Source organism: Nocardia neocaledoniensis, from assembly GCF_029868625.1.
GTDB lineage: Bacteria > Actinomycetota > Actinomycetes > Mycobacteriales > Mycobacteriaceae > Nocardia > Nocardia neocaledoniensis_A.
The window spans coordinates 32,281-55,550 of the sequence record NZ_JARWOJ010000195.1 but is presented as its reverse complement, the minus strand read 5'-3'; the positions used below and the strand labels follow the sequence as shown (position 1 = coordinate 55,550).

The window sequence follows — 23,270 nt, the reverse complement described above, 5'->3', positions numbered from 1 at the left end:
CGATGTCTACCGCTATACTTTAACATAGATTAAAAACCAGAAGGGAGCGGTATGTGATGACCGGACATCCACCGCGCAGATCTGTGCTCTGCGTGCCGGGCGGTGACGAGCGAAAGATCTCCAAGGCAATGGCCTCAGGGGCCGACCAGGTGGTCATCGATCTCGAGGACGCTGTAGCGCCTGGGGGGAAGGAGCGGGCAAGAGCTCTGTTGGACTCGGTGGAGTGGCGTGACTTCGCGCAGCTGCCTTCGATCGCGGTGCGTGTGAACGCGCCGAGAAGCAGATGGTGCTATCTGGATGTCGAAGCTGTCGTGCGGTCGTCGGCCCCTGTGGGTTCGATCGTCCTACCGAAGGTGGAGTCACCGGGGGATATCGATTTCATCGAACGCCTGCTCGACGGTGTCGAGTCAGGCGGCGCGACGGCTCGCCCGATAGCCGTGGAAGCGCTGATCGAAACGGCCGATGGCCTCGGTCGGGTCGACGAGATAGCGGCTTCCTCGAGGCGGCTATCAGCTCTGTTGGTGGGCTACGCCGATATGGCGGCCTCCCTTGGGCGTGCCGCTGACATGCCACCCGAGTTGTGGATTGCCGTGCAGGACAAGGTGATTACTGCCGCACGAACCAACCGCCTGGATGCCGTCGACGGCCCGTTCCTCGGAGTCTCCGACGACGAAGAATTTCAATCGGCTGTCCGACACGGTGTGCGGATGGGTTTCGATGCCAAGTGGGCCATCCACCCGCGACAGATTGAATCGATCAACCGGGCGTTCGAACCGACTCATGCGCAGATACACCATGCACGCCGAGTGGTCGAAGCCTTGGCTGCTGCTCACGGTGCAGGACGCGGAGCCGTCGAGCTGGACGGCCAGATGATTGACGAGGCCGTCGCCGTCGCTGCGCGTCGGGTCCTGTCGAAGATCGGAGCCGCGTTGTGAAGGCCGAAGGGCCGTACTTCGACGAGTTGGAGCGCGGCCAGGTCTTCGGCGGCGCACCCGCCGTGACCCTCTCAGAGGGGGCGGCTGCCGTCCATCAGTCGATCGTTGGTGACCGCTTACGTTTGCCGCTGGACCGCACGCTTTCTCGGTCGGTGACCGGCGAGTCGCGGCTTGCCCACCCCGCACTCGTTTGGGATATCGCGATCGGGCAATCCACAGTTGTAACCCACCACGTCCGGGCCAACCTGTTCTACCGCGGCCTGGTGTTCGGGCGAATGCCGTCGTTGGGCGACACGCTGCTTACGACCACTACCGTGGAGGGATTGCGAGAGAACACGCGTAGGCCGGACCGCGCCCCCACTGGACTCGTCGCCTTGCGAATTCGAACGATCGACCAGGACAGTCGGGTTGTGCTGGATTTTTGGCGGTGTGCGATGCTGCCGCTGCGCGGTGACGCGCCGACGAGCCACCGGGACGATCTAGACGACATCGGGGCTGGACCGAATCGTGATTGGGTCGCCGCAGTGCGCGATTGGAAACTGGACGCACTGAAGTCCATCCCGGACGGGGGTGCAGTTCTGCCGGTAGGCCAGACTGTCGAGGTCGCCGGTGGGGACTTGGTTGACGGTGCGGCCCAACTGGCTCGCCTCTCACTGAATATCGCCCAGGTGCACCACGACGTATCTGCTGCTGGCGGGCGGCGCCTCGTCTATGGTGGCCACACAATCGGGCTGGCATTGTCGCAGGCTTCGCGGGCATTTCCCAACTTGGTCACCGTTGTTGGTTGGCATGGGTGCGACCATGTCGGACCGGTGCATGAAGGCGACACTGTTCGCAGCAAGATCACGGTCGAACGTGTGACACCGTTGACCGGGGGCGCCTCTCTAGTCGAACTTCGCTCGATGGTGTTTGCGGATGGCGCGGACGGGCCGGACGCGGCGTACAGCCGTCAGGTGCTGGACTGGAGATATGTCGCTGTGTTCGCCTGAACTCAGCGCCGCGCGGCGCAGTGCTCTGGAGTGCCGGATGGCGGCGAAGAACCGCGTGATTCTCCAGCAAGATTTTAATCAAAGTTATATTATGAGACGCGCGACGGCGGTTCCGGCCTTGCTGGCCAGCTGACGGATCGCGTGAAACCGACCGAAGAGGTATCGAACAATGTTTCCTGGCGTACATGCCCAATCGACACCTGACAAGCCAGCGGTGGTGATGGCAGGCTCCGGCCGGGCCCTCACGTATCGTGAGTTGGATGAAAATTCTGCCCGGTTCGCTCGAGCGCTGCACGATCTCGGGCTACGGAAGGGTGACGTGGTGGCCATCCTGGCCGACAATGCGCCCGAGTGCTTCGAGATCTATTGGGCCGCTCTGCGTTCCGGGCTCTATGTCACGGCGATAAACAGGCATCTAGCCGTTCCGGAGATCTCCTACATCATCGAAGACAGTGATGCCAAGGTTGTCGTGGCGTCGTCGGGCACCGCGGACCTTGCGGGTCAGGTGCGCCGGGAAGTCACAACGGTAGAACACTGGCTTGCGTTCGGTGGCGAAATTGAAGGATTCGGATCCTATGAAGAGGCGCGCGCGGGAGCGGGCGATCGACTTCCTGAGCAGCCGCGAGGTGCGGACATGCTGTACTCCTCGGGTACGACCGGACGTCCGAAGGGTATCAAACCTCCGTTGCCGGCCTTTGCTGTCGATCAGCCGGGCGACGTGTTGACCATGGCGCTCGGGAAACTGTTCGGAATCAGCGCGTCGGATGTCTACCTGTCGCCTGCTCCGGTGTATCACGCTGCGCCGCTTCGTTGGTGCGGTGTCGTTCATTCTTACGGCGGTACTGTCGTTATGATGGAGAAATTCAGCGCCGAGGAGTTTCTCCAGGCTATCGAGCGGTACCAGGTGACGGTCACTCAGGTGGTACCCACCATGTTCGTTCGCCTCCTGCAGCTGCCGGAAGATACGATTCGGAAGTACGAAACTTCCTCACTGCGTCTGGCGGTTCACGCGGCGGCGCCGTGTCCGCCCGACGTCAAGCGATCAATGATCGACTGGTGGGGGCCGATCATCGCCGAATACTACGGTGCGACCGAGGGCAATGGTCTGGCAGTCATCACCACGCCGGAATGGGAGAAGAAGACCGGATCCGTCGGTCGCAGTATCCTCGGCCCAGTACACATCTGCGACGACGATGGAAACGAGCTTGCGGACGGGCAGATCGGGACCGTGTACTTCGAACGTGAGGTGCTGCCGTTCGAGTACCACAAGGACCCAGTCAAAACCGCTGCGGCGCAGCACCCCGAGCACCCCAACTGGACTGCCGTCGGCGACCTCGGCTTTGTCGACAACGAAGGCTATCTCTTCCTGACCGACCGCAAGTCCTTCATGATCATCTCCGGTGGCGTCAATATCTACCCTCAAGAGGTCGAGAACGTTCTGACGTTGCACCCAGCCATCTTCGATGTGGCTGTCATCGGCGTGCCCGATGCCGAGATGGGCCAGCAGGTGAAAGCCGTAGTCCAGCTGAAGCCAGGGTTCGACCCGAGCGAGGAGACGGCAGCACAGATCATCTCCTACGCACGCGATCGAGTGGCCCATTACAAGGCGCCGAAGACGGTCGACTTTGTCGACTCCCTGCCGCGGACGGCAACGGGAAAACTTGTCAAGCGAGAGCTCGAAAAGCTCTACACCTCCACCAAAGCGTGAGTGTCCTCCTTCCTGCCACTCTCTGACCGGATATGTTCGGAGCGCGCGATGATTGAGCGGGTACGCCCAAATCCTATGTCTGATGAGGCATCTCCGATGATGCAGCAGATCCGCGGGCCGGCAGGACGCACAGTGACTCAATGAACACCTCGAGACTCCGCTGGCCTGGGCTGCACAGCAGGTGTTGAGCCAGCGGTGGCGGTGCCCGACCGCGTCCGCTTCGCGACCCATGAAGCGGCTGAACGGGCGAATGACTGTCGGGCTTGTCGGGGCATCGACAAGCCCGACAGCCGGCTCTCAGAAGAATGCTCTGTTTGGCGGATCGTCGGAGCGGCGTAAGACGACCCGAGCGACAGTCCGCGATGTGTGCGATAGCACGCATCGCGTTTCGGCAAATCTGAATTAGAATTCATTTAATGGCAGCTTACCGACAGAGACGAGCAACTATGCCGCCAGTCGTCGAACAGCCTGCTCACTGGACCGAGGCGGGTGCGCACCCTGTGGCGCCGGGCGTGTATCGCATACCGCTTCCGCTGCCACTCGACGGATTGACGGCAGTGAATGCCTATCTGATCGAGGCCGGCCCTGGGCTGATTCTGATCGATCCTGGATGGGCGAGTAGGCAGACGGAGATGGCCATTTCTTCGGCTCTGCGTAGCTTGGGGCATCAACTGAATGACGTGACATTGTGTCTTGCCACTCACCACCATTGGGATCACTACACCCAGGCCTACGCATGGAGGTTCACGCTGGGCAGTCGCGTTCTCATCGGCGAACATGAACGTCACAGTATCGAGGATTTCGGGGAAGACAGCTCGCGCTTCCCGAACCACGCGCCGCTGTTGCTCCGTTGTGGTGCTGCAGATCTCGCAAAACGACTCGTGACTCGAACGCCGCCGAGCCATGAGATCGGTGTACCTTTCGGTGTGCCGGACGGGTGGTTGAAGCACGGAGACCGGGTCGAGCTCTCCGCTGGCCATGCACTGGAGGTCATGGCGACGCCAGGGCACACCCGTGGTCACGTAGCCTTCTATCATCGCGGCCTCGGCTTGCTGTTTTCGGGCGATCACGTCCTGCCTGCCATCACGCCGTCGATAGGGTTCGAGCTTGTTCCCGAATCTCAACCGCTGCGTAGTTTTCTGGCATCGTTGCGGCTGGTGCGGGAACTTCCCGATGCTGTCTTGCTGCCCTCGCATGGTCCGGTGACCGCTAGCGCTCACGTGCGCATCGATGATCTGTTCGACCATCACCGGCAACGCCTCACCCGCGTGGCCGACGAAGTCGCAGGTGGCGCCGATACGGCGTATGCCGTTGCTCGGATGTTGCCCTGGACTCGACGTGCGGTGCGGTTTGACGACCTGCCCCTCGATCATCAGCTGTCTGCGATTACGGAAATCGACGCGCACCTGGATGTGCTCGCGTTCCTTGGGCGAGTGACACATCAAGATGCCGGACTGGTACGAAGCTACACGGTGGCTCAGTGAGCCAGCCGTCGGCAGCCAAGGGTGCGGAGGCACCCTTGTCGCGCTCTTCCAAGGTCGATTCCGGTGCCGCCGCGACCGGTACAGGCCGCGCTGACATATAGTTGAACCGTGGCTAGAAAAACTCGGGGCGGTACGCCGCCGGAACAAGAGCCGTCGGTGGATTCAAAATCCGCCAGAACGCGACGGCGGATCCTTGATGCTGCCGCCCATGTGCTCAGCATGAAAGGCTATTCGGGAACAAGGCTGACCGATGTCGCCGAATACGCCGAGATCCAAGCTCCTGCAATCTACTACTACTTTCCCTCCCGTGAGGAGTTGATCGAGGAAGTGATGTGGAGCGGTGTCGCCGACATGGCCAAGCATCTCGAGGCTACGCTCGACCAGGTGGCCAGCGATGTCACTCCTATCGACCGGATCATGATCGCTGTAGATGCGCACCTGCGTCACGAGTTGGAGTTGTCTGACTATGCCACCGCTGCGATCCGTAACAGCGGTCAGGTCCCTGAACATCTGAGGGCGCGTCAACTTGCCGAAGAAGCAAACTACGGCGCGATCTGGCGAAAGCTGATCAAGGACGCCTCAGCCGAGGGGCAAATCAGGAATGAGCTCGATCTGCATGTCACGCAGATGCTGATCATGGGTTCGCTGAACTGGGCCGCAGAGTGGTGGACGCCACGCCGCGGCTCGCTGGAGACTGTCATCCGGACGGCCCAGTCGGTGATTCGCCACGGAATCTCGACCGTGGGCTCTGATGAGGCGCCGGCGGCTGCCCGCCGCACGCGCGGCTCGAGCAAGTCGACCAGCCGCAGTCGAACTGACTAGGCAGCGCGGGGCGACAGGTGGCGGGCCCGTGTGTCGCCCCCATTGCGCGGTTCGGTCGGCTCCTGCTGCGGTCGCGTAGTCTAGCGCCACTGTCTGAACTGGCCATGAACGCCGGGATTGCTGTTATGATTTGAATCAAATATAAATTAAAATGCGCAGCGTCTGCGCGCATCGTCAGGAAGGTGTCGGGATGGATCTGGGGTTAGCTGACGCTCGCGTGTTGGTCACCGGCGGTGCGTCCAACATCGGGCGAGGGATCGTTCATGGCTTCGCCGCCGAAGGTTCCCGCATCGTCATCTGCGACATCGATGGCGAGCAAGCCGAGAAGGTCCGGTTCGAGGCAATCGAGCTGGGTGCTGCCGCTGTCGAAGTAGTTGCGGTCGACCTCACTGCAGAAGGCGCTGCTGAACAGGCCGTTCAGTGCGCAGTCGATGCCTGGGGCGGGTTGGATATCCTGATCAACAATGCGGGCTGGAGCAGGCCAGGATTTCTGACCGACGACACCGACCGGGCCCTCTGGCAGCGAACTGTCGAGGTCAACCTCTTTACTGCGATCGGCACAACACAGGCGGCGCTGGCTCCGATGATCGAGGCACGTCGTGGTTCGATCGTGTTCATTGCCAGCGACGCGGCATTCGGTCAGATACGGCAGGCCGTATACGGCGCTACCAAAGCGGGAATGATCGCGCTCGCCCGCTCGACCGCGAAAGAGCAGGGGCGCAACGGAATCAGGTCGAACATCGTGTGTCCGGGTCTGGTGGTTCCGGCCGGACCCGAAGCCGTGGGACGTGACAGCCTCTGGGCCGTGGGCAACGACTCCGTCTTCAACGAGAAGCAGATCGACTTCCTCCTCAAAGACATTCCACTGCGTCGGCTCACCGATGCTGCCGACGTCGCAAACGCAGTGCTGTGGATGTCGTCGGATGCAGCGGCGCGACAAGTGACCGGGCAGATGTTCTCCGTGAGTGGGGGCTACACGATGCCATGAGGGCCGAGACCACGTCATATGACGTCTCGCCGTCGAATGCCACTCGCGAACGCATCCTCGTCGCAGCTGCCTATATCCTGAGTAGACGAGGTGTCGCGGGAACTCGGCTGTCCGACATCGCGCGCCGGGCGCGGCTGCGGACGCCTGCGATCTACTACTACTTTCGTTCACGAGATGACCTGATTATCGAGGTTATGCGTGAGGGGCAGCGTCGAGTGCGCACGTATGTCCAACGGGCGATTGCTGCGCAAGCCCCGGATACATCTGTGTCCGATTTGATCGTCATCGCAGTGGAAGCGCATCTGCGGATCGAGTTGGGTCTGTCGGACTTCGCCTCTGCGGTGACTCGGAACGCTGGGCAGCTCCCGTCGGCGAGCCGTGAGTTGCTTCGCGAAGAGGGCGTGGCATACCACGCAATCTGGGAGGGCCTGTTGGAGCGGCTCGCCGAATCCGGCTCATTGAGGCCCGGGCTGGATATCGGGATCGCTCGCTTGCTGGTGGTGGGGGCCCTCAACTGGACATCGGAGTGGTGGGTTCCGGGTGGCGACTCGCTGGACGCTTTGATCGCCACCGCGCAGTCATTCGTCCGCGACAGCTTGGTTGTGCCGGTGAGGCACCCGCACGCCACCGCCTGACAGCGACGCCGTTCGTATGGCCGATTGCGCTAGACGCATTTTTGAGTCTATATTAAAAAGCATCACCCTGATCCAAGTAGGAGAGTCACATGCCTGAGGCGTACATCATCGACGCTGCTCGCACCCCGGTCGGCAAACGGGGAGGCGGTTTCGCGGAGTCTCATCCGGCTGACCTCGCCGCGCATGTCATCAAGGCCGTGGTCGGTCGCAACGACTTCGATCCTGCCGACATCGACGACGTCATCCTCGGGTGCCTGGACAACATCGGGTCTCAAGCCGGTGACATTGCCCGTACCGCGGCGCTTGCGGCGGGTCTTCCGGAATCGGTGCCCGGTGTCACGATCGACCGGCAGTGTGGCTCGGCTCAGCAGGCGGTCCATTTCGCCGCTCAGGCGGTCATGAGTGGAACGAGCGATATCATCGTCGCCGGCGGCGTACAGAAGATGAGTCAGTTCCCTATTCTGTGCGCGTTCACTGCGGGCGAACCGTACGGGTCGACGGACCCCTGGACCGGGTCAGTGGGGTGGTTCGCGCGTTACGGCAACGAAGAGATCTCGCAGTTCCGCGGTGCGGAGATGATGGCTCAGAAGTGGAACATCAGTCGCGAGGACAGTGAGGTTTTCGCCCTGGAGAGCCATCGCCGTGCTTTGGAGGCGATCGACGCAGGTCGGTTCGCTCGGGAGATCACCGAGTTCGCCGGTATCTCGGTGGATCAGGGACCTCGGCGCGATACCTCGCTGGAGAAGCTGGCCCAGTTGAAGACCCTCACACCAGACGGAACCCTGACCGCAGGCGTGGCCAGCCAGATTTCGGACGGCTCGTCGGCGTTGCTAATCGCATCAGAAGCCGCCGTGGAGCGGTATGGGTTCACTCCGCGTGCCCGCATCCATCACATGTCCGTCCGAGGCGCAGACCCCGTGATGGTGCTCAGCGCGCCTATCCCGGCGACCCAACATGCACTGAAGCGAACCGGGCTGACGATCGACGATATGGACGCGATCGAAATCAACGAAGCCTTCGCGCCAGTTGTCCTCGCGTGGCTCGACGAACTCCGTGCCGACCCGGCGAAGGTCAACCCAAACGGAGGCGCCATCGCCCTCGGTCATCCCATCGGCTGCACAGGTGCGCGGCTGATGACCTCGCTGCTGCACGAACTGGAGCGGACCGGTGGACGCTATGGCCTGCAAACCATGTGCGAAGGCGGAGGACAGGCCAACGTCACCATTATCGAAAGGCTCTGACGAATGCGACGCGCTCTCTACGAAGCCGATCACGAGGCCTACCGTGAAACTGTTCGAGCCTTCCTCGAGCGCGAGGTCGCGCCATACAAGGAACAGTGGGACGAGGACCGCTGGATCGATCGGGAGGTGTTCAAGAAGGCTGCCGCTGCGGGGCTTTATGCCCTCGAGATCGGTGAAGAATACGGTGGTTCAGGTGTCCACGACTATCGGTTTCGCATGGTTGTCTGCGAAGAGGTCGCTCGCATCAACGCACTGTCCTTCGGCGTCACCATCAGCCTACAAGATGACCTGGTCCTGCACTATTTGCTCGATCTGACCAACGACGAGCAGAAGCATCGCTGGCTGCCCGGTTATGCCTCTGGCGACACCATCGGTGCACTTGCGATGACCGAACCCGGAGCGGGCAGCGATCTGCGTGGGATCCGTACAAGCGCTGTACGCGACGGCGACGAGTGGGTTGTCAACGGCCAGAAAACGTTCATCTCGAGCGGCATCATGGCCGACCTGGTGGTGTTGGTGGCTCGGACCGATCCAGACGCCGGATCACGAGGATTCAGCTTGTTCGTAGTCGAAAGCGGGACGCCCGGTTTCGAACGAGGCCGCAAGCTGGAGAAGATCGGTCTGCCCGGGCAAGACACTGCGGAGCTGTTCTTCTCCGATGCTCGGGTTCCGCATGCCAACCTGCTGGGCGAGGAGGGGAAGGGCTTGCAGTATCTGATGAGCCACCTGCCTCGTGAGCGTCTCGGAGTAACGGCCAAGTCGATGGCCACCTCGCGGGCGATTCTCGATCTCACTATCGATTACTGCAAGCAGCGTCGTGCGTTCGACCAGGCAGTTGCCGATTTCCAGCACGTGCGCTTCGAACTGGCCGAGATGCAGACCGAGGTTGAGATCGCAGAAGCTTATGTGGACAGGTCGGTCCTGGCTTACAACGCCGGCGAACTCGACCCGATCGATGCGGCAAAGGGAAAGTGGTATCTGAGCGAACTACAAAAGCGGGTGGTCGATCGTTGCCTGCAGCTCCACGGCGGCTACGGCTACATGACCGAATATCCGGTTGCGAAAGCTTTTGTGGATACTCGAGTTCAGACCATCTATGGGGGCACCACAGAGATCATGAAGGATCTGATCGGTCGGGCGATCGTCCGATGAATCGTGCCCTGTGAGCCGAGCCGGTCGCTCGGTTCACAGGGGCAGCGACGGAAGATCACCGGTCGGCACTACCGGAAGGAGTCGGCTGCCGTGAGTGACAACGAAACTCTCATCGCCGACAGACACGCCCAGCGGCTGCAGCGCGAGATGCGTCGGTCGGAGATCATCCAAGGCGCGGGCCATGTGTTCGCCCGTGGGGGCTACCATGCCACGAGCATGGACCAGATATCCCGTTACCTCGGGATCAGCAAGCCGGTCCTCTATACCCATGTCAGCAGCAAGCTGGAGCTGTATCTGGCTGCGCTACAAGTACATCTGGACTGGCTGGTCGACAACATCCGACACGCGCTACGCGCGGAGACCGGCAATAGGAACCGAGTGCACGCGGCGGTGGATGCGTACTTCGATTTCGTCGACGCCGACGAGCGAGGTGCGCGCCTGGCTTTTGAATCGAGCGTGTCCGGGGAGCCGTCGGTCCAGCACCGGGTAGATATGGCTTTCGACTGCTGCGTCGATCTGATCTGTGCGCAGATAGTCTTCGGTGCCAACGTCGATCGGGATGCAGCCCGGATGCTGGCGGTAAGCATGGTCGGAGCGAGCCAGCACGCCGCACGCTACTGGCTGGAGTCAGAGCGATCGATTCCCCGAGCAATCGCTGTCGACGCTGTCGTGGCGCTGTGTTGGCGGGGGCTCGCATCTATTGCTACATAGGTTCGATCCAGTGTGTTGCATCGTCCGGGCAGTTGCCGACGTCGAACGCCACCATGCACCGCGCCGAACCGTCAGGGTGCCGGGTGGTCGAGTTGATCGAGAAACTCGAGAGGAACACCAGGCCACGTTCCGACGTGGTCTCGAACTACGTCCCTCAGCGATGGTCCTTCATCGACGACAGGTCGGATAATCCTGGTCGCTGCGCACTGGATCAACACAGGTGCGAGGAGCTTCTGCGCTTCCGCGGGGCGTCCATCGACCGCAAGACAGGTCGCATGAAGTATGACCGCGTACAGTGCGGCGCGAGGCCGCTTCTCGGCGTCTATCGAGCGACTGAGGGCGTCGGCCGTGTCCGCAGCGAGATCAGGGTGTTCACGGAGAAGCCAGCGAATGTCGGATTCCGCTTCGAGTTCGTCTGTTGCGATGTCGATCTGGCCCTCGATCACCGAGCGGCTCCGCCTGCCGGGCTCGGCGACGACTGGGGCAAGGTCCAGCCGTATTCGTTCGCACGCGATACGGGCCGCCAGTCGCGGCAATTCGAGCGAGCGGGCAACCCGGTCGCCCTCGTTCAGGAGTCTCGCTGCCGCGGCACGGTCATCAAGTGCGGATTTGACTCGCGCGCCGGTGCCGTATGAAGCAATAAGGAAGTCGACTGGTCCACCTTCGGCGCCGAGTTCGGCACTAGTTGCGAGCAACCGGTCCGCCTCCTCGAGATCGCCTTGCTCGTAGAGGAAATCCCCGAGCATCGAACTGGCCAAACGCGCGGAAAATGAGTGCTCGCCGGTTTCTGTAAGAGCCAGGTGCAGCGCCGTTCGAAAGTGGTTCTCAGCGTTGGCCATGTCAAGTTGTTCGTGGGCGGCCATGCCGGCGAAGCAGTGGCTGTACATGATACTCAACGCCCCAGGAAACTGCTGGAAGTACGGTGTACCCCACTCATACCACTCGCGTGCACAATCGAACTCGAATCGGCGGAGCGAGACCAACACTGCAACGTTGGATGCGGCACAGAGAGCCCAGGGGTCCAATGTTGTTGTCCGTGATCTCACTTGGTCGACGATGGCATCGACACCGACGAAATTGTCAGCCATGGCGGCGGCAGCACCACGGATGAGAGAGGCCTCGACGGCCAAGTCAGATGGTGGTTGCCCTGGTATCGAAGCTGCCTTGTCAGCAGAAAGGGCCAACCGGAGCGCCCGGTGCAACTCCGCCTCGTGCCGGGAATGGACGGCCGCCCAGGCCAGTACGATCTGAAGGGTTGCGTGCTGCGCGGCGCACGCAGGATCGAGCTTGGCGGACAACTCGGTGAGTGTGGCGAAGTGGGAGTGTTGGAGCAGGTTACGTGCGTTCACCTCTACCAGTTCGACTGCCCGCTCCGGGTCGCCGGCGGCTGCGGCATGGTCGATGGCCTCGCTGAGCATGCCGTGGGCACCGAACCACTCCGAGGCGAGTCGATGTAAACGCGGGAGAAGCTCGGGATGGGTGCGCTCTAGGCGTTCCCGTAGAAACTCAGCGAAGAGATGATGATATCGGAACCACGTGCCGGTGTCATCGATGCGCCGGAGGAACAAGTCGCGTCGCTCAAGGTCCTCGAGGAGGGACTGTCCGTGGCGATCACCGGTGAGGGAGGCCGCGAGTGAGTCGCAGGTCCTGTCCGTGATCGATGTTTTCAGGAGCTTGTCCAGGAGATCGGGTTCTAAGGAGTCCAGTACGGAATCGGTGAGGTACTCACTGATCGCCTGGTGCCGCCCGGACAAGTGGTTGATGAACGACGTGGGGTCTGGATGGTCGCGCAGCGAGATCGAGGCTAGCTGAAGCCCTGCTACCCACCCATCGGTGACATCTGTGAGCCGGGCCACGTCGTGATCGTCCAATGAGCGACGATTGGACAATGCCAATAGCTGGCTGGCTTCGGGTTCGTCGAAGCGCAGGGCTGTCTCGTTGATTTCGACGAGCTCGTTTCGGACTTGCATACTCGACAGGGGTAGGCCTGCTCGCTCGCGACTGGTCACGACGATCTGCAGATGGTGGCAAGCGTGTTCCAGCAAGTACCGTAGTGCGGACCGTGTTTCCTGATCGGTTACCCGATGCCAATCTTCGATGATCACGACGATCCGTTCGCCACGGGTGTGGACCCGGTTGATCATGGTGGTCAGGACGTGGCGAACTACGTCGTCACCCTGGTCTTGGACGATTCGACTCAGGGCGGCAGCAAGCTCGGGTAAACCACGTCGCAACGCCTCGATAAGGTGAAGGAGGAACCACATTGGACGGTTGTCATCGGCGTCGATGTTGAGCCAGCACGCAGCCACTCCCTGAGCGATCAGCTGCTGGGCCCACTGAGCGGCAAGGGTGCTCTTTCCGAAGCCTGCGGGTGCGTGGATCAAGATCAGTCGAGGCCACGGATCGACGGTGAGCGCATCGAGGAGGCGCTGGCGGCGGACGAAGGGGCGCGGTGACCCCTCGGGACGAAAGCGTGTCTCTGCGGTGGGCGGGGTCGGCTCGATGCCGCGTGCGGCCGAGGGCAGGGTGCCGGAGGGTGTCCTCCCGCTCGGCGGACTTCGCCGGAGATCAAGTGCCTGTGTCCCGATAGCCTCGAGACCGATGGTTTGACGAACTCGGTTGATTGCCTCGCCGAGGGCCGCTGCCGAGATTGGTCGGCTTTTTGTGTCAGGTGACATGCAGCTCTCGATCAGATTGCATGCCTCGTCGGGGATGCCACTGGTGCGTAGATCGGGCAGAGGTTCTTCTGTGATGCGTAGGAACTGTGTCACGAGTCGTTCGCCGACGCGCCGCTCGTATGCGGCATGCCCGGTCAACATGCAGAACATCGTGGCGCCGAAACTGTAGACGTCTGAAGCGACTGACGACGTTCCGTCGCGCAAGACCTCGGGGGCGGTGAACGCTGGAGATCCGGTCACGATCCCAGCCGCTGTCTGGAATCCGCCGACTACCCGTGCGATGCCGAAGTCGGTCAGCTGTGGCTCATCGAAGTCGGTGATCAAGATGTTGGCGGGCTTGATGTCGCGGTGCAAGATGTCGGCGCGATGGACGGTGTCCAGTGCGTCTGCGAGCTTGGTTGAGATGCGCAAGGTGTTGGGTAGTGACAGCGGACCGCTGCGCCGGATGAGGCCGTCCAGCGATCCCCGCTCGTAGAAGGGCATGACGATGTAAGGGAACCCATGGGAGGTCGTCCCGACCTGGTAGATCGGGACGATGTTGGGGTGGCCTGCCAACCTGCCCATCACCCGTTGCTCGCGTAGGAACCGTTCGAAGCTGTCTTGGTCGGCGTTGGCTGCTGTAGTGAGCACCTTGACCGCCACGGCACGGTCGAGTGCGGTCTCACGACAGCGATAGACCAGGCCGAATCCCCCGCGGCCGACCACCTCGGCATCTGCGAGGCCAACGGCAAAGAGATCCCGGACGACCATCGAATGCTGGTCGTCGTCGGATTTCAGGGTATCTCCCTCGCTCATCTACTCGCCCGTCTCGGTGCTTCGGTGAACGCCGTCGCGCGTATCGATTATATGGCTCGCACCAGGCTCAGCGGTTGACCGCGGGGACCGATCGAAGGGCGTCTCGTGATCCGAATCGATACGTTTTGTCCAGGTCGGAGCGAGATCCGCTTGCCATGATCCGTGTTCACCCAGATCCGCGCGATCGCCAGGAGGCCTGCGGTGTTCCCGCCGAGCGCGACGGACAGTTCGTGGGCTTGCCAGCGGATCAGGCGCGTTGGCTGGCGTGCCGGTGTCGCGGGTTCCCGCCCGTAGGCAACGCGGGCCCTGTCGTTCCGCGCCATCCTGGCGCGGCACGCTGGCCCAGCCCCTCGGGGCAACATCGATGCCTTGGCACCGATGCAAGGCCGCTTGGAGCCGTCTGTTCATGGTGGTAGCTGACCGGGTTCACCTGCCGGCGGGGGGGGGGGCTGGTCTATGGTCGACTCGCAGTGTAGATTAATTTAGATTCGATTTTAGAAGGTAGGGCGGATGCGCGAGAGCGTGATGTGGAGCCGAGTTCATGCGAGATCGCGATCCCGCCGTTGGCGTGCTTGCCGGGCCCAGATGTGCGGTACCCGTGGAGAACTCATGGTCGACCGCGAACTGCCCGCACTGTTCGGCACCGGAATTCCGGCGAGCCTGCGGACTTTCGCCAGGCGTCTCAAGCTGGGTCTCCCCGCCTGAGTGTGTTGACCAGCCGACTCGATCGGCCCTGCATCATGAACGGGTTGCGTGACTTGAACGAATCGTCGAATGAGCGCCGAGAGCTGCTGGTCAGCGAGCCGGCAAAGGGTGTTCTGCGGGTGACTTTGAACCGCCCGGAGCGTCTAAATGCGCTCACCTCCGAGGTTCTTGCCGAGTTGTCGACCGTGCTCGATGCGGTGGCGAAGGACTCGGTCACGCGGGTGGTCATTCTCAATGGTGCCGGGACGTCCTTCTGTGCGGGCTTCGATCTCGACGAGATCGCTCAAACGCAGGAGATGGGCTTGCCGGAGCTCTTGCGAAATCAGGAGCGATGGGCTGCTGCTGTGCAACGAATCGTTGATCTGCCGGTCCCAGTGATCGCCGCGATCGACGGTGCCGCAGTCGGGGCTGGGATGTCTCTTGCGCTTGCTGCTGACTTGCGGGTTGTCACACACAAGGCGAAGTTCGGTGCGGCGTTCGTTCGCATCGGTCTCTCGGGTGCGGATCTTGGTCTGTCCTGGAGCCTTCCCCGTGTCGTTGGCATGGGGGTCGCCGCGGAGCTGATGCTCACCGGCCGCAACGTTGACGCTGCCGAGGCCTATCGCATCGGCCTGGCAAATCGGCTGTGTCCGGATCACGACTTGCAGTCGGCGGCAATGGATTTGGCTGCAGAAATTTCTGCCAACAGCCCGTTTGGCGTGCGTTTGACCAAGCAGGCCTTACATGCCGGCGTCGATGCATCTTCGTTCCGTGTTGCTGTCGACATGGAAAACCGCAACCAGCTGTTGGCTTCTCGCACTGAGGACATGGCCGAGGTGATGCGTGCTCGATGGGAGCGTCGACCGCCGCGTTACCGAAATGCCTAACCTTCCCTGTCGTGCCCGGATCGAGTGCGCGGGGATCCGACGAGCGCCCGCGCTCGGGTAGTCACGTTCACCCGAGTGAAGCTGTTGGTCGTCAGGACGAATCCGGAGTTGATCCTCGCTGCTAGGGACCACCCTGCTGTCGGCGTAGCTGTCTCTTCGGTGGGAGTCGAGCGCTCATGTGGCGTAGAACAGCTGTCTGCGCCGGTCCGACGCGGTTGTAGATGCTCGGGCATGCGACGTTTGGCCATGCGGAACGGGAAAGACTACTTGAGATAAGTCTACTTATGTTAGACTCCTCTCATGTGATCGGTCGCACTCTGGAGAATCTTCCGAATGGATCGCGAGTGTTGCGCCCACCGGCGTCCGCGGCTACGGCCGGGCCGTGTCGGAAGGAATCGCCGCTTTGCGGCGGGCCCTGGGCTCGCAAGTCGTGGCCGCACATTCGACAGCGGCCTTCCTGTGGCCGCCGTCGGCACAATCGAAGACGATAGGGGAGTCCTATGGGCGTCGAGGTCAAGACCGTCGGCATCACGAAGTCTTTTGGTCAGCAGCAGATTTGGCAGAATGTCTCCTTGACCCTGCCAACGGGCGAGGTGAGTGCTCTGCTCGGGCCATCTGGTACTGGCAAATCGGTGTTTCTGAAGTCGCTGATCGGGTTGCTGCGTCCAGAACAGGGATCGATCTACATCGATGGCACCGATATCACCACCTGCTCCAACAAGGAGCTCTACGAGATCCGCAAACTGTTCGGTGTTCTTTTCCAGGACGGCGCGCTGTTCGGGTCGATGGATTTGTTCGACAACATCGCTTTCCCGCTTCGTGAGCACACGAAGAAGTCGGAAACCGAGATCAAGCGCATCGTCATGGAGAAGCTCGAGCTGACCGGTCTGCTCGGTGCCGAGGGCAAGCTGCCCGGCGAGATCTCCGGCGGTATGCGCAAGCGCGCCGGTCTGGCCCGTTCGCTCGTGCTCGACCCGCAGATCATCCTCGTCGACGAGCCCGACTCTGGTCTGGACCCGGTGCGTACGTCCTATCTGAGCCAACTCCTGATTGATATCAACGCGCAGATCGACGCCACGATCCTGATCGTGACGCACAACATCAACCTGGCCCGTACTGTGCCGGACAACATCGGCATGCTCTTCCGCCGCCAGTTGGTAATGTTCGGCCCCCGCGAGGTGCTGCTGACCAGCGACGAGCCGGTGGTCAAGCAGTTCCTCAACGGCCGCATGATCGGCCCGATCGGCATGTCGGAGGAGAAGGATGGTGCGCAGATGGCGCGCGAGCAGGCGCTCGTCGACGCTGGGCACCACCACGGTGGCGCGGAGGAGGTCGAGGGCATCATCCCGCAGATGCAAGTCACTCCGGGCCTGCCAGCTCGCCAGGCTGTTTTCCGTCGCCAGCAGCGTGTACGTGAGATCTTGCATTCGCTGCCAGCCGCCGCTCAGGCTGCGATTCGAGAGGAACTCGATCAGATCGAGACTGCGCACATTCCGGTTGTTTCCGTTTAACGATCTCGGCCGGACCCGAGAGAGTTTGGCTTGATCGATTAGTCGGCGGTACCAACCCGTACGCCGTCGGTGTTTCCGCCTGTACGGCGGAGGCACCGACGGCGCCAGGACAATTGTCGCAGCTAGCTGACGATTCGCAGCGCCTCGGTCGGGCAACTCTGCACCGCTTCTTCGACCTCGGCCAGCTCGTGGTCGGCGATATCTTCCTTGAGCAGCAACAGATCGCCGTCGTCGTCGACCTCGAAGAAGGCTGACGCGAGCGACTCACAGATTCCCAGTCCGGTGCACTTGCTCCGATCTACGACCACCTTCATGGCGGGCTCCTTCCGGGGTGGTTCATCGGCTGTTTCGTTGGGTACTGCCCCAACCTCCAGCGCACGACGTGTGGTTTTGAATCGAAGATAGATTAAAAACTGGTGGCGGTCAACCGCGGGTGCTAGGGAGCGGGTACGCGCCGGTCCGCGGTGACCATGCGAGTTGAGCACCCATGGACCACCCCTTGGGTGAGATTCTCAACCGCTATCAGGTTGCCTGGGTCTCGATCGAGGCCCAGGCGGACGGGGTGGCTCGCGTGTCAAATTCACCCTCAAGTCGGTACGCGGGGATCACTGGTCGATCTGGACGTTCGGCACTCGTGGCTGCGGCCAGGCGATCTGCTGGAGTGCTCCTGTCTGTGCATCGCGTGCGGTGTCGGCGCAGGCAACTCCGCGGTCCGGCCAATCGTCGAATATTTTAATCTGGATTCGGTAACGTGGCGAAGTGGGATCGAAACCCTCGGACCACCGGCTGATGGAGTGTGAGACAGGTGACCAGTTCTTCGCGAGCATCTTTGGCAGGGGATGGCAGTAGCCGCAAGATCGACCAATCGTATTGGCGGCGAGACGAGACCGTGCCGCTCGTCGACCATACGGTCGGTTCGCTCCTTGCTGAGCGCGCATCAAGTCAACCTCACCAACTCGCGCTCGTGGGTAACTCGCACGGCGCCGGCTCCCAGCGGCGGCTGTCGTACGGGGACCTCTACGGGGAGGCGGGGCGTGCTGCGCGCGCGCTACTTAAAATGGCAAATCCGGGCGAATACGTTGCCATCTGGGCGCCGAATGTCGTGGAATGGCCGATCGTTCAGTATGGCGCAGCGCTAGCCGGAGTGACGCTTGTGGCGCTCAACCCATCTCTGCGCACCCGCGACCTGGTGTATGCCTTGAACCACTCCCGTGCGGTTGCGCTCATACACGCGGACCGCAATCGCGACGACGATCTCGCCGCCATCGCGCAGTCCGTCCGCGGCCAATGCCCGCACGTGCGACATGTAGTTAGCCTCTCTTCCTGGCCGGACTGGCTGGCTACCGGGTCGGGGAGCGATTCGTTGCCGCCGACCGCTCCCGACATGCCTGCCATGTTGCAGTACACATCGGGCACCACGGGTACACCGAAAGGTGTCCTGCTTCGGCACGGATCGTTGGTCAACGTCGCCAAGTTGACTGTGGAGACCGCTGCGGCCGATGTCGGGGCGGTCTCAGTCAACCCGCTGCCGATGTTCCATACCGCGTCATGCGTTATCGGGACTCTTGGCCCGCTGTGGCTGGGCGGCTGTGTCGTCCTGATCGAGCAGTTCTCCCCTGGCGCAGTTCTGTCAGCTATGCGAGATGAAGGAGCCAGCATCCTCTTCGGCGTGCCGACAGTTCTCGGTGCACTGGTCGAAGCGGCCCGTACTGCAGAAGTGCCGCCGCCCGCGCTGCGCACTGTGATGATCGGAGCCGCTAACCTGCCACATACCGTGATCGAGGCTGCCGAGACACTCTTCGGTGCCAGGGTGCACAACCTCTTCGGGCAGACCGAATTGGCTCCCGTGCTGTCGATGACCAGGCGCGACGACAGCCACGACGATCTGGTCCGTACGGTCGGAAGGCCGCTGCCCCAGGTCGATGCCAAGATTGCAGATCAGGTGACAGGTGAGCCGCTGCCGCTGGGGCAGGTAGGGGAGATCTGCGCTCGCGGATATCAACAGTTGATCGAGTATCTACATGATCCAGAATCCACTGCGCGCACCGTAGACGCCGAGGGATGGGTGCATACCGGTGATCTCGGAAAGATGGATGAACGCGGCATGCTGACGGTGACCGGGCGTCTGAAGGATCTGATCATTCGGGGCGGGGAGAACATCGCCCCGGCTGAGATCGAGTCATGTCTCGTCGAGCACGAGGCAGTGCTGGATGCGGCGGTCGTCGGAGTACCGGACGACAAGTGGGGCGAGGTTGTTGCCGCCGTGATCAGACTTCGGAGGGAGTGGGCCCCCGGACTACGTGACCGGCTGGAATCTCATTGCCGGGAACGTCTGGCACGGTACAAGGTCCCCCAGTACTGGCTGGTCGTCGATGAACTGCCGCTCACGCCCACCGGCAAAGTGCAGAAGTTCAGACTTGTCGACATGGTCGTCGGTGGTGGGCTCGACGCCCTTCTCTGACCGGGCGAACCGGTCGCGACACCGCTAGGGCGATCGAGGGGCCCGGGCGGGTTGCGCCGACCAGCGGCGATATATTAATCTAATTTCGATTCAAAAGGAGGTGACTCGTGTCGTCGGACATCGAACAACGCCGTTCCCTGCTCCGGGACCGGTTCGCCGATTGGATGCCGCGCACCCTCGGTGACTGGCTGGACCTGTGCGCCGAGCAGTACCCGGATCGGCCGCTGGTGATCACCGATGAACGCACGCTGACCTACGGCGAAGCTGCGCGCTGGTCGGATCGCCTCGCGGACGGCCTAGCAGCTCTGGGCATAGCCGCGGGCGACCGTGTCGGGTTGCTGATGGCGAACTATCTCGAGTTCGTGCCTCTAAAATTTGCCATCGCAAAAGCCGGTGCGGTCGCGATTCCGTTCAACTACCTCTACCGAACGGATGAGCTGGCCTATGTCCTCGCCCAGTCGGGATGTTCGGTCTTGATCACCATGACGAGGTTCGGCGAGCTCGACTATCTCGGCATGCTCGACAGCATCTCTCCCGGTTGGGATCGTGGAGATCAGGCTGCCCTGCCCGATCTGACGGCCGTGGTGCAGATGGCTCCAGAAGGTTCTATTCGGTCGGGTGTGTTAACAGTCGAGGACCTGGCAACGCTTGGCGACGAGTTTGTCGGGACTGCAGCGACGTCTGACCCAGGCGACGTCGCCGATATGCTGTACACGTCGGGAACCACCGGGTCGCCCAAGGGAGTCCTGGTGACTCACGACGCCGTGCTACGCACCGCCTACGCGTCGGCGCTGACCCGAGCATTCGAGGACGGTCGCCGGATCCTGTTCTCGCTGCCGTGCTATCACATGTTCGGCTACATCGAAGGCCTGCTTGCAGCAACGATGGTGGGCGGTGCCATCATCCCGCAGGCTGAATTCCACCCCGAACGCTACTTCGAGGGGATTTCACGGCACCGGGCAAACGATATCTTGTGTGTACCCACGATGACCGTTGCTCTCCTCGAATACCGGCGGCATCGAGCATTCGATCTCTCCTCGCTCACGGCAATTCTGTCTGGAGCCGCGCCGGCGCCAATCTGGCTGTGGGAGAGGGTTCGTGATGAACTGGGTGTAGACGAGATCGTCACCGGCTACGGAATGACCGAGTGCGGCGGCGCAATGACCCTCACGCTGCCGGAAGACGATCTTCTATTGACGGCCGAGACGGTTGGCCGACCCAAAATGGCCGGCGTGGCAGGCGTTCAAGGAACCGATGTGCTTGCGGAATACAAGACCGTCGACCCCAGTAGCGGTGAATTCCTGCCTGTAGGTACTGAGGGCGAGCTTGTGTCGCGTGGCCCCACTGCTATGAGGGGCTTTTGGCACAAACCTGTCGAGACTGCCGCAATGCTGCGGGACGGGTGGATCTACTCCGGCGACCTCGGCCGGGTGCGCAAAGACGGCTACCTCGAGCTGGTCGGTCGCAGCAAGGAGCTGTACAAGAGCGGCGGTGAGCTGGTTATGCCGAAGGAAATCGAAGACTTGCTCAGTGGTCATCCCGCCGTGAGTCAAGTGTTCGCAGTCGGTGTTCCAGATGAACGCTGGGGTGAAGCGGGGTGTGTTTGCATCGTGCGCGCACCGGGCCCGCCGATCGGCGCCGAGGAGGTGCTGTCGCTTTGCAAGCTCGGGTTGGCGCGGTTCAAAGTGCCCAAACACGTCATATTCCTTGCTGCCGACGAGTTGCCGACCACCCCGACCGGCAAGGTTCAGAAGTTTCGATTGGTGACCTGGGCGCAGCGCCAGCTCGAGTCAGCGGCCGACCAACGAGAAAAGAAGGTGTAATTGTGACTACCACAGAACCGGAAGCCGGAGTGGCTCCCACCCGGCCCGACTACGGCCACTTGATTCAGCCCGATCGGGTGCACGGTTCGCTCTACACCGACCCAAGGATCTTCGCCGAAGAACTTGAGCGGATCTGGTACCGCACATGGGTTTTCGTGGGCCACGAGAGCGAGGTACCGCAGCCTGGCGACTACGTGCGGAAAAACATCGGTCCGCAGGACATCGTGATGACCCGAGACCGCTCTGGTGAGGTCAACCTGCTTCTCAACCGGTGCGCGCATCGGGCCAACCTCGTGTGTGAAAGCGCTAAGGGTAATTCGAACTCGTTCCGCTGCCCCTACCACGGCTGGACATACAGCACCGACGGTAAGTTGCTCGGATACCCCTACAACAAGGGCTACGGCGGCAAGAACAAGCTCGATCTGGCCATGGGGCGAGTACCTCGAGTCGCGTCCTACCAGGGTTTCATATTCGGCAGCTTCGCCAGCGACGGCCCGAGCCTGATCGAACACCTCGGTGAGGCGGCTACTGAAATCGACAGGCTAGCGAGGCTTTCCCCGGAAGGAAAGGTCGATCTGACCGCCGGCTGGCTCCAGCATCGCACACGAGCGAACTGGAAATTGTTGGCAGAGAACGAAACCGACGGATATCATCCACAGTTCGTCCACGGTTCGATCTTCAGCGTTACCGGCAGCCCGATCGGCGCACTGTACAGTGACAACTCCACCGCCGTCACACGCAACCTCGGCAATGGGCACAGCGAGAACGATCTTCGTCCGGAATTTCGCGGCTTCGCCGAGCCGATGCGATGGTTCGGCACGACGGAGTCGCGGGTGCCCGACTACGTAGCGAAGATGCGGGAAGTGCACGGTGAGGCCGCCGAGCAGATCCTCATCGAGGGCGCACCGCATGTGATGATCTTTCCCAACCTCTTCATCGCTGAAATCCAGGTGTTCAACATTCAGCCGGTTGCGCACAACGAGTGCATCCAGTTCTCGACGGCAGTGCAACTGCGTGGCGCACCCGAACTCAACCGGCGAATGGTGTCGCAATCGATCGGCTCGGTCGGCCCGGCAGGAATGCTCTTGGCCGACGACACCGAGATGTATGAGCGCAACCAAGTTGGCGTACAGATGCTTCGGCCGGAATGGCTGGATCTGCGTCGTGGGCTCGACCGCGAACGAACAGACGAGCGTGGCTTGACCATCGGGTCCGCGACCGACGAAACCGGCATGCGTGGCTTCTGGGCGCACTACAAGAAGCTGATGGAGGACGACAAGTGACTACTGTGGCCGAACTTGACCTGCGCCAGATCGAGCAGTTCCTGTACCGGGAGGCTCGCCTCGCCGATGAGCACGACTACGACGCGTGGGAGGAACTGTGGACTGATGATGCACTCTACTGGGTGCCTGCCAGCACGGATCTGGATCCGGCGACACAGGTTTCGGTAATCTTCGACAATCGCAGCCGTATCTCCACTCGTCTGAAGCAGTTACGCACTGGCAAGCGGTACGCGCAGTCCCCTCCGTCCAACGTTCGTCGTGTGCTGGCAAACATCGAAGTACTGGGCGTTGAGAACGGCGACACCGTCGTCGGCGCGAACTTTATCGCCGCGGAGTCGAAGGCGCGGGGAACCGAGTTCTGGGCCGGCCGAGTCACCTACCGCTTGCGCAGAGTCGACGACACGATTCGGCTCAGCTACAAGAAGGTCGTTCTGGTGAATTCCGACCAACCCATCCCCACCCTGGGATTCCTGATCTGAGGAG

18 protein-coding genes are annotated in these 23,270 nt (G+C 61.8%); 16 read left to right on the top strand and 2 right to left on the bottom strand.

Annotated features, from left to right (window positions below; genetic code table 11):
• The first annotated feature begins 56 nt into the window (after positions 1-56).
• The 10 genes from QH270_RS14300 (at position 57) to QH270_RS14255 (ending at position 10,665) form a co-directional block, all read left to right on the top strand.
• Positions 57-935 carry an HpcH/HpaI aldolase/citrate lyase family protein gene (locus QH270_RS14300; protein WP_280341975.1) on the top strand — a complete coding sequence of 293 codons (879 nt, stop codon included), beginning with the start codon at positions 57-59 and terminating at the stop codon, positions 933-935.
• Positions 932-1,924: a MaoC family dehydratase gene (locus QH270_RS14295; RefSeq protein WP_280341972.1), complete on the top strand. Its 993-nt coding sequence runs from the start codon at positions 932-934 to the stop codon at positions 1,922-1,924. Before QH270_RS14300 ends, QH270_RS14295 begins: the two co-directional genes overlap by 4 nt.
• A gap of 169 nt (positions 1,925-2,093) precedes the next feature.
• Positions 2,094-3,632 (top strand): acyl-CoA synthetase, encoded by a 1,539-nt coding sequence (locus QH270_RS14290; RefSeq protein ID WP_280341969.1) that lies wholly within the window; start codon positions 2,094-2,096, stop codon positions 3,630-3,632.
• 446 nt (positions 3,633-4,078) lie between these two features.
• Complete coding sequence (locus QH270_RS14285) at positions 4,079-5,116, top strand: MBL fold metallo-hydrolase (protein ID WP_280341964.1); 1,038 nt, start codon at positions 4,079-4,081, stop codon at positions 5,114-5,116.
• Positions 5,117-5,224: 108 nt separating this feature from the next.
• A complete protein-coding gene (locus QH270_RS14280) occupies positions 5,225-5,938 on the top strand; it encodes a TetR/AcrR family transcriptional regulator (protein WP_280341962.1) in 714 nt (237 codons plus the stop codon).
• Between the two features lie 190 nt (positions 5,939-6,128).
• Positions 6,129-6,926: an SDR family NAD(P)-dependent oxidoreductase gene (locus QH270_RS14275; RefSeq protein ID WP_280341959.1), complete on the top strand. Its 798-nt coding sequence runs from the start codon at positions 6,129-6,131 to the stop codon at positions 6,924-6,926.
• On the top strand, positions 6,923-7,561 hold the full coding sequence (locus QH270_RS14270; RefSeq protein ID WP_280341955.1) for a TetR/AcrR family transcriptional regulator: 639 nt from the start codon (positions 6,923-6,925) through the stop codon (positions 7,559-7,561). The genes QH270_RS14275 and QH270_RS14270 overlap by 4 nt, the downstream gene beginning before the upstream one ends.
• A gap of 89 nt (positions 7,562-7,650) precedes the next feature.
• Positions 7,651-8,802 (top strand): acetyl-CoA C-acetyltransferase, encoded by a 1,152-nt coding sequence (locus tag QH270_RS14265; RefSeq protein WP_280341953.1) that lies wholly within the window; start codon positions 7,651-7,653, stop codon positions 8,800-8,802.
• Positions 8,803-8,805: 3 nt separating this feature from the next.
• Positions 8,806-9,954, top strand: a complete 1,149-nt coding sequence (locus QH270_RS14260) for an acyl-CoA dehydrogenase family protein (protein ID WP_280341950.1) — start codon at positions 8,806-8,808, stop codon at positions 9,952-9,954.
• Positions 9,955-10,044: 90 nt separating this feature from the next.
• A complete protein-coding gene (locus QH270_RS14255) occupies positions 10,045-10,665 on the top strand; it encodes a TetR/AcrR family transcriptional regulator (RefSeq protein WP_280341947.1) in 621 nt (206 codons plus the stop codon).
• A gap of 71 nt (positions 10,666-10,736) precedes the next feature.
• Here the strand turns inward: QH270_RS14255 and QH270_RS14250 are convergent, their stop codons facing one another.
• Complete coding sequence (locus tag QH270_RS14250) at positions 10,737-14,138, bottom strand: serine/threonine-protein kinase (RefSeq protein WP_280341944.1); 3,402 nt, start codon at positions 14,136-14,138, stop codon at positions 10,737-10,739.
• Positions 14,139-14,887: 749 nt separating this feature from the next.
• On the opposite strand from QH270_RS14250, the gene QH270_RS14245 reads away from it, so the two are divergent.
• Together QH270_RS14245 and QH270_RS14240 are read left to right on the top strand one after the other, a co-directional pair.
• Positions 14,888-15,709 carry an enoyl-CoA hydratase/isomerase family protein gene (locus QH270_RS14245; protein WP_280341941.1) on the top strand — a complete coding sequence of 274 codons (822 nt, stop codon included), beginning with the start codon at positions 14,888-14,890 and terminating at the stop codon, positions 15,707-15,709.
• 500 nt (positions 15,710-16,209) lie between these two features.
• Positions 16,210-17,220 carry an ABC transporter ATP-binding protein gene (locus QH270_RS14240; RefSeq protein ID WP_280341938.1) on the top strand — a complete coding sequence of 337 codons (1,011 nt, stop codon included), beginning with the start codon at positions 16,210-16,212 and terminating at the stop codon, positions 17,218-17,220.
• A 122-nt stretch (positions 17,221-17,342) separates the two neighbouring features.
• Here the strand turns inward: QH270_RS14240 and QH270_RS14235 are convergent, their stop codons facing one another.
• Complete coding sequence (locus QH270_RS14235) at positions 17,343-17,534, bottom strand: ferredoxin (RefSeq protein WP_280341936.1); 192 nt, start codon at positions 17,532-17,534, stop codon at positions 17,343-17,345.
• Positions 17,535-18,025: 491 nt separating this feature from the next.
• Between QH270_RS14235 and QH270_RS14230 the strand changes: the two genes are divergently transcribed.
• The 4 genes from QH270_RS14230 to QH270_RS14215 all read left to right on the top strand — a co-directional run bounded on the left by QH270_RS14230 (position 18,026) and on the right by QH270_RS14215 (position 23,266).
• Positions 18,026-19,681, top strand: coding sequence for a class I adenylate-forming enzyme family protein (locus QH270_RS14230; protein WP_280341933.1), 1,656 nt, complete (start codon positions 18,026-18,028; stop codon positions 19,679-19,681).
• Positions 19,682-19,845: 164 nt separating this feature from the next.
• A complete protein-coding gene (locus QH270_RS14225; RefSeq protein WP_280342023.1) occupies positions 19,846-21,504 on the top strand; it encodes a class I adenylate-forming enzyme family protein in 1,659 nt (552 codons plus the stop codon).
• On the top strand, positions 21,504-22,787 hold the full coding sequence (locus QH270_RS14220) for an aromatic ring-hydroxylating oxygenase subunit alpha (protein WP_432420362.1): 1,284 nt from the start codon (positions 21,504-21,506) through the stop codon (positions 22,785-22,787). The genes QH270_RS14225 and QH270_RS14220 overlap by 1 nt, the downstream gene beginning before the upstream one ends.
• Positions 22,784-23,266: an aromatic-ring-hydroxylating dioxygenase subunit beta gene (locus tag QH270_RS14215; RefSeq protein WP_280341928.1), complete on the top strand. Its 483-nt coding sequence runs from the start codon at positions 22,784-22,786 to the stop codon at positions 23,264-23,266. Before QH270_RS14220 ends, QH270_RS14215 begins: the two co-directional genes overlap by 4 nt.
• Positions 23,267-23,270: the final 4 nt, after the last annotated feature.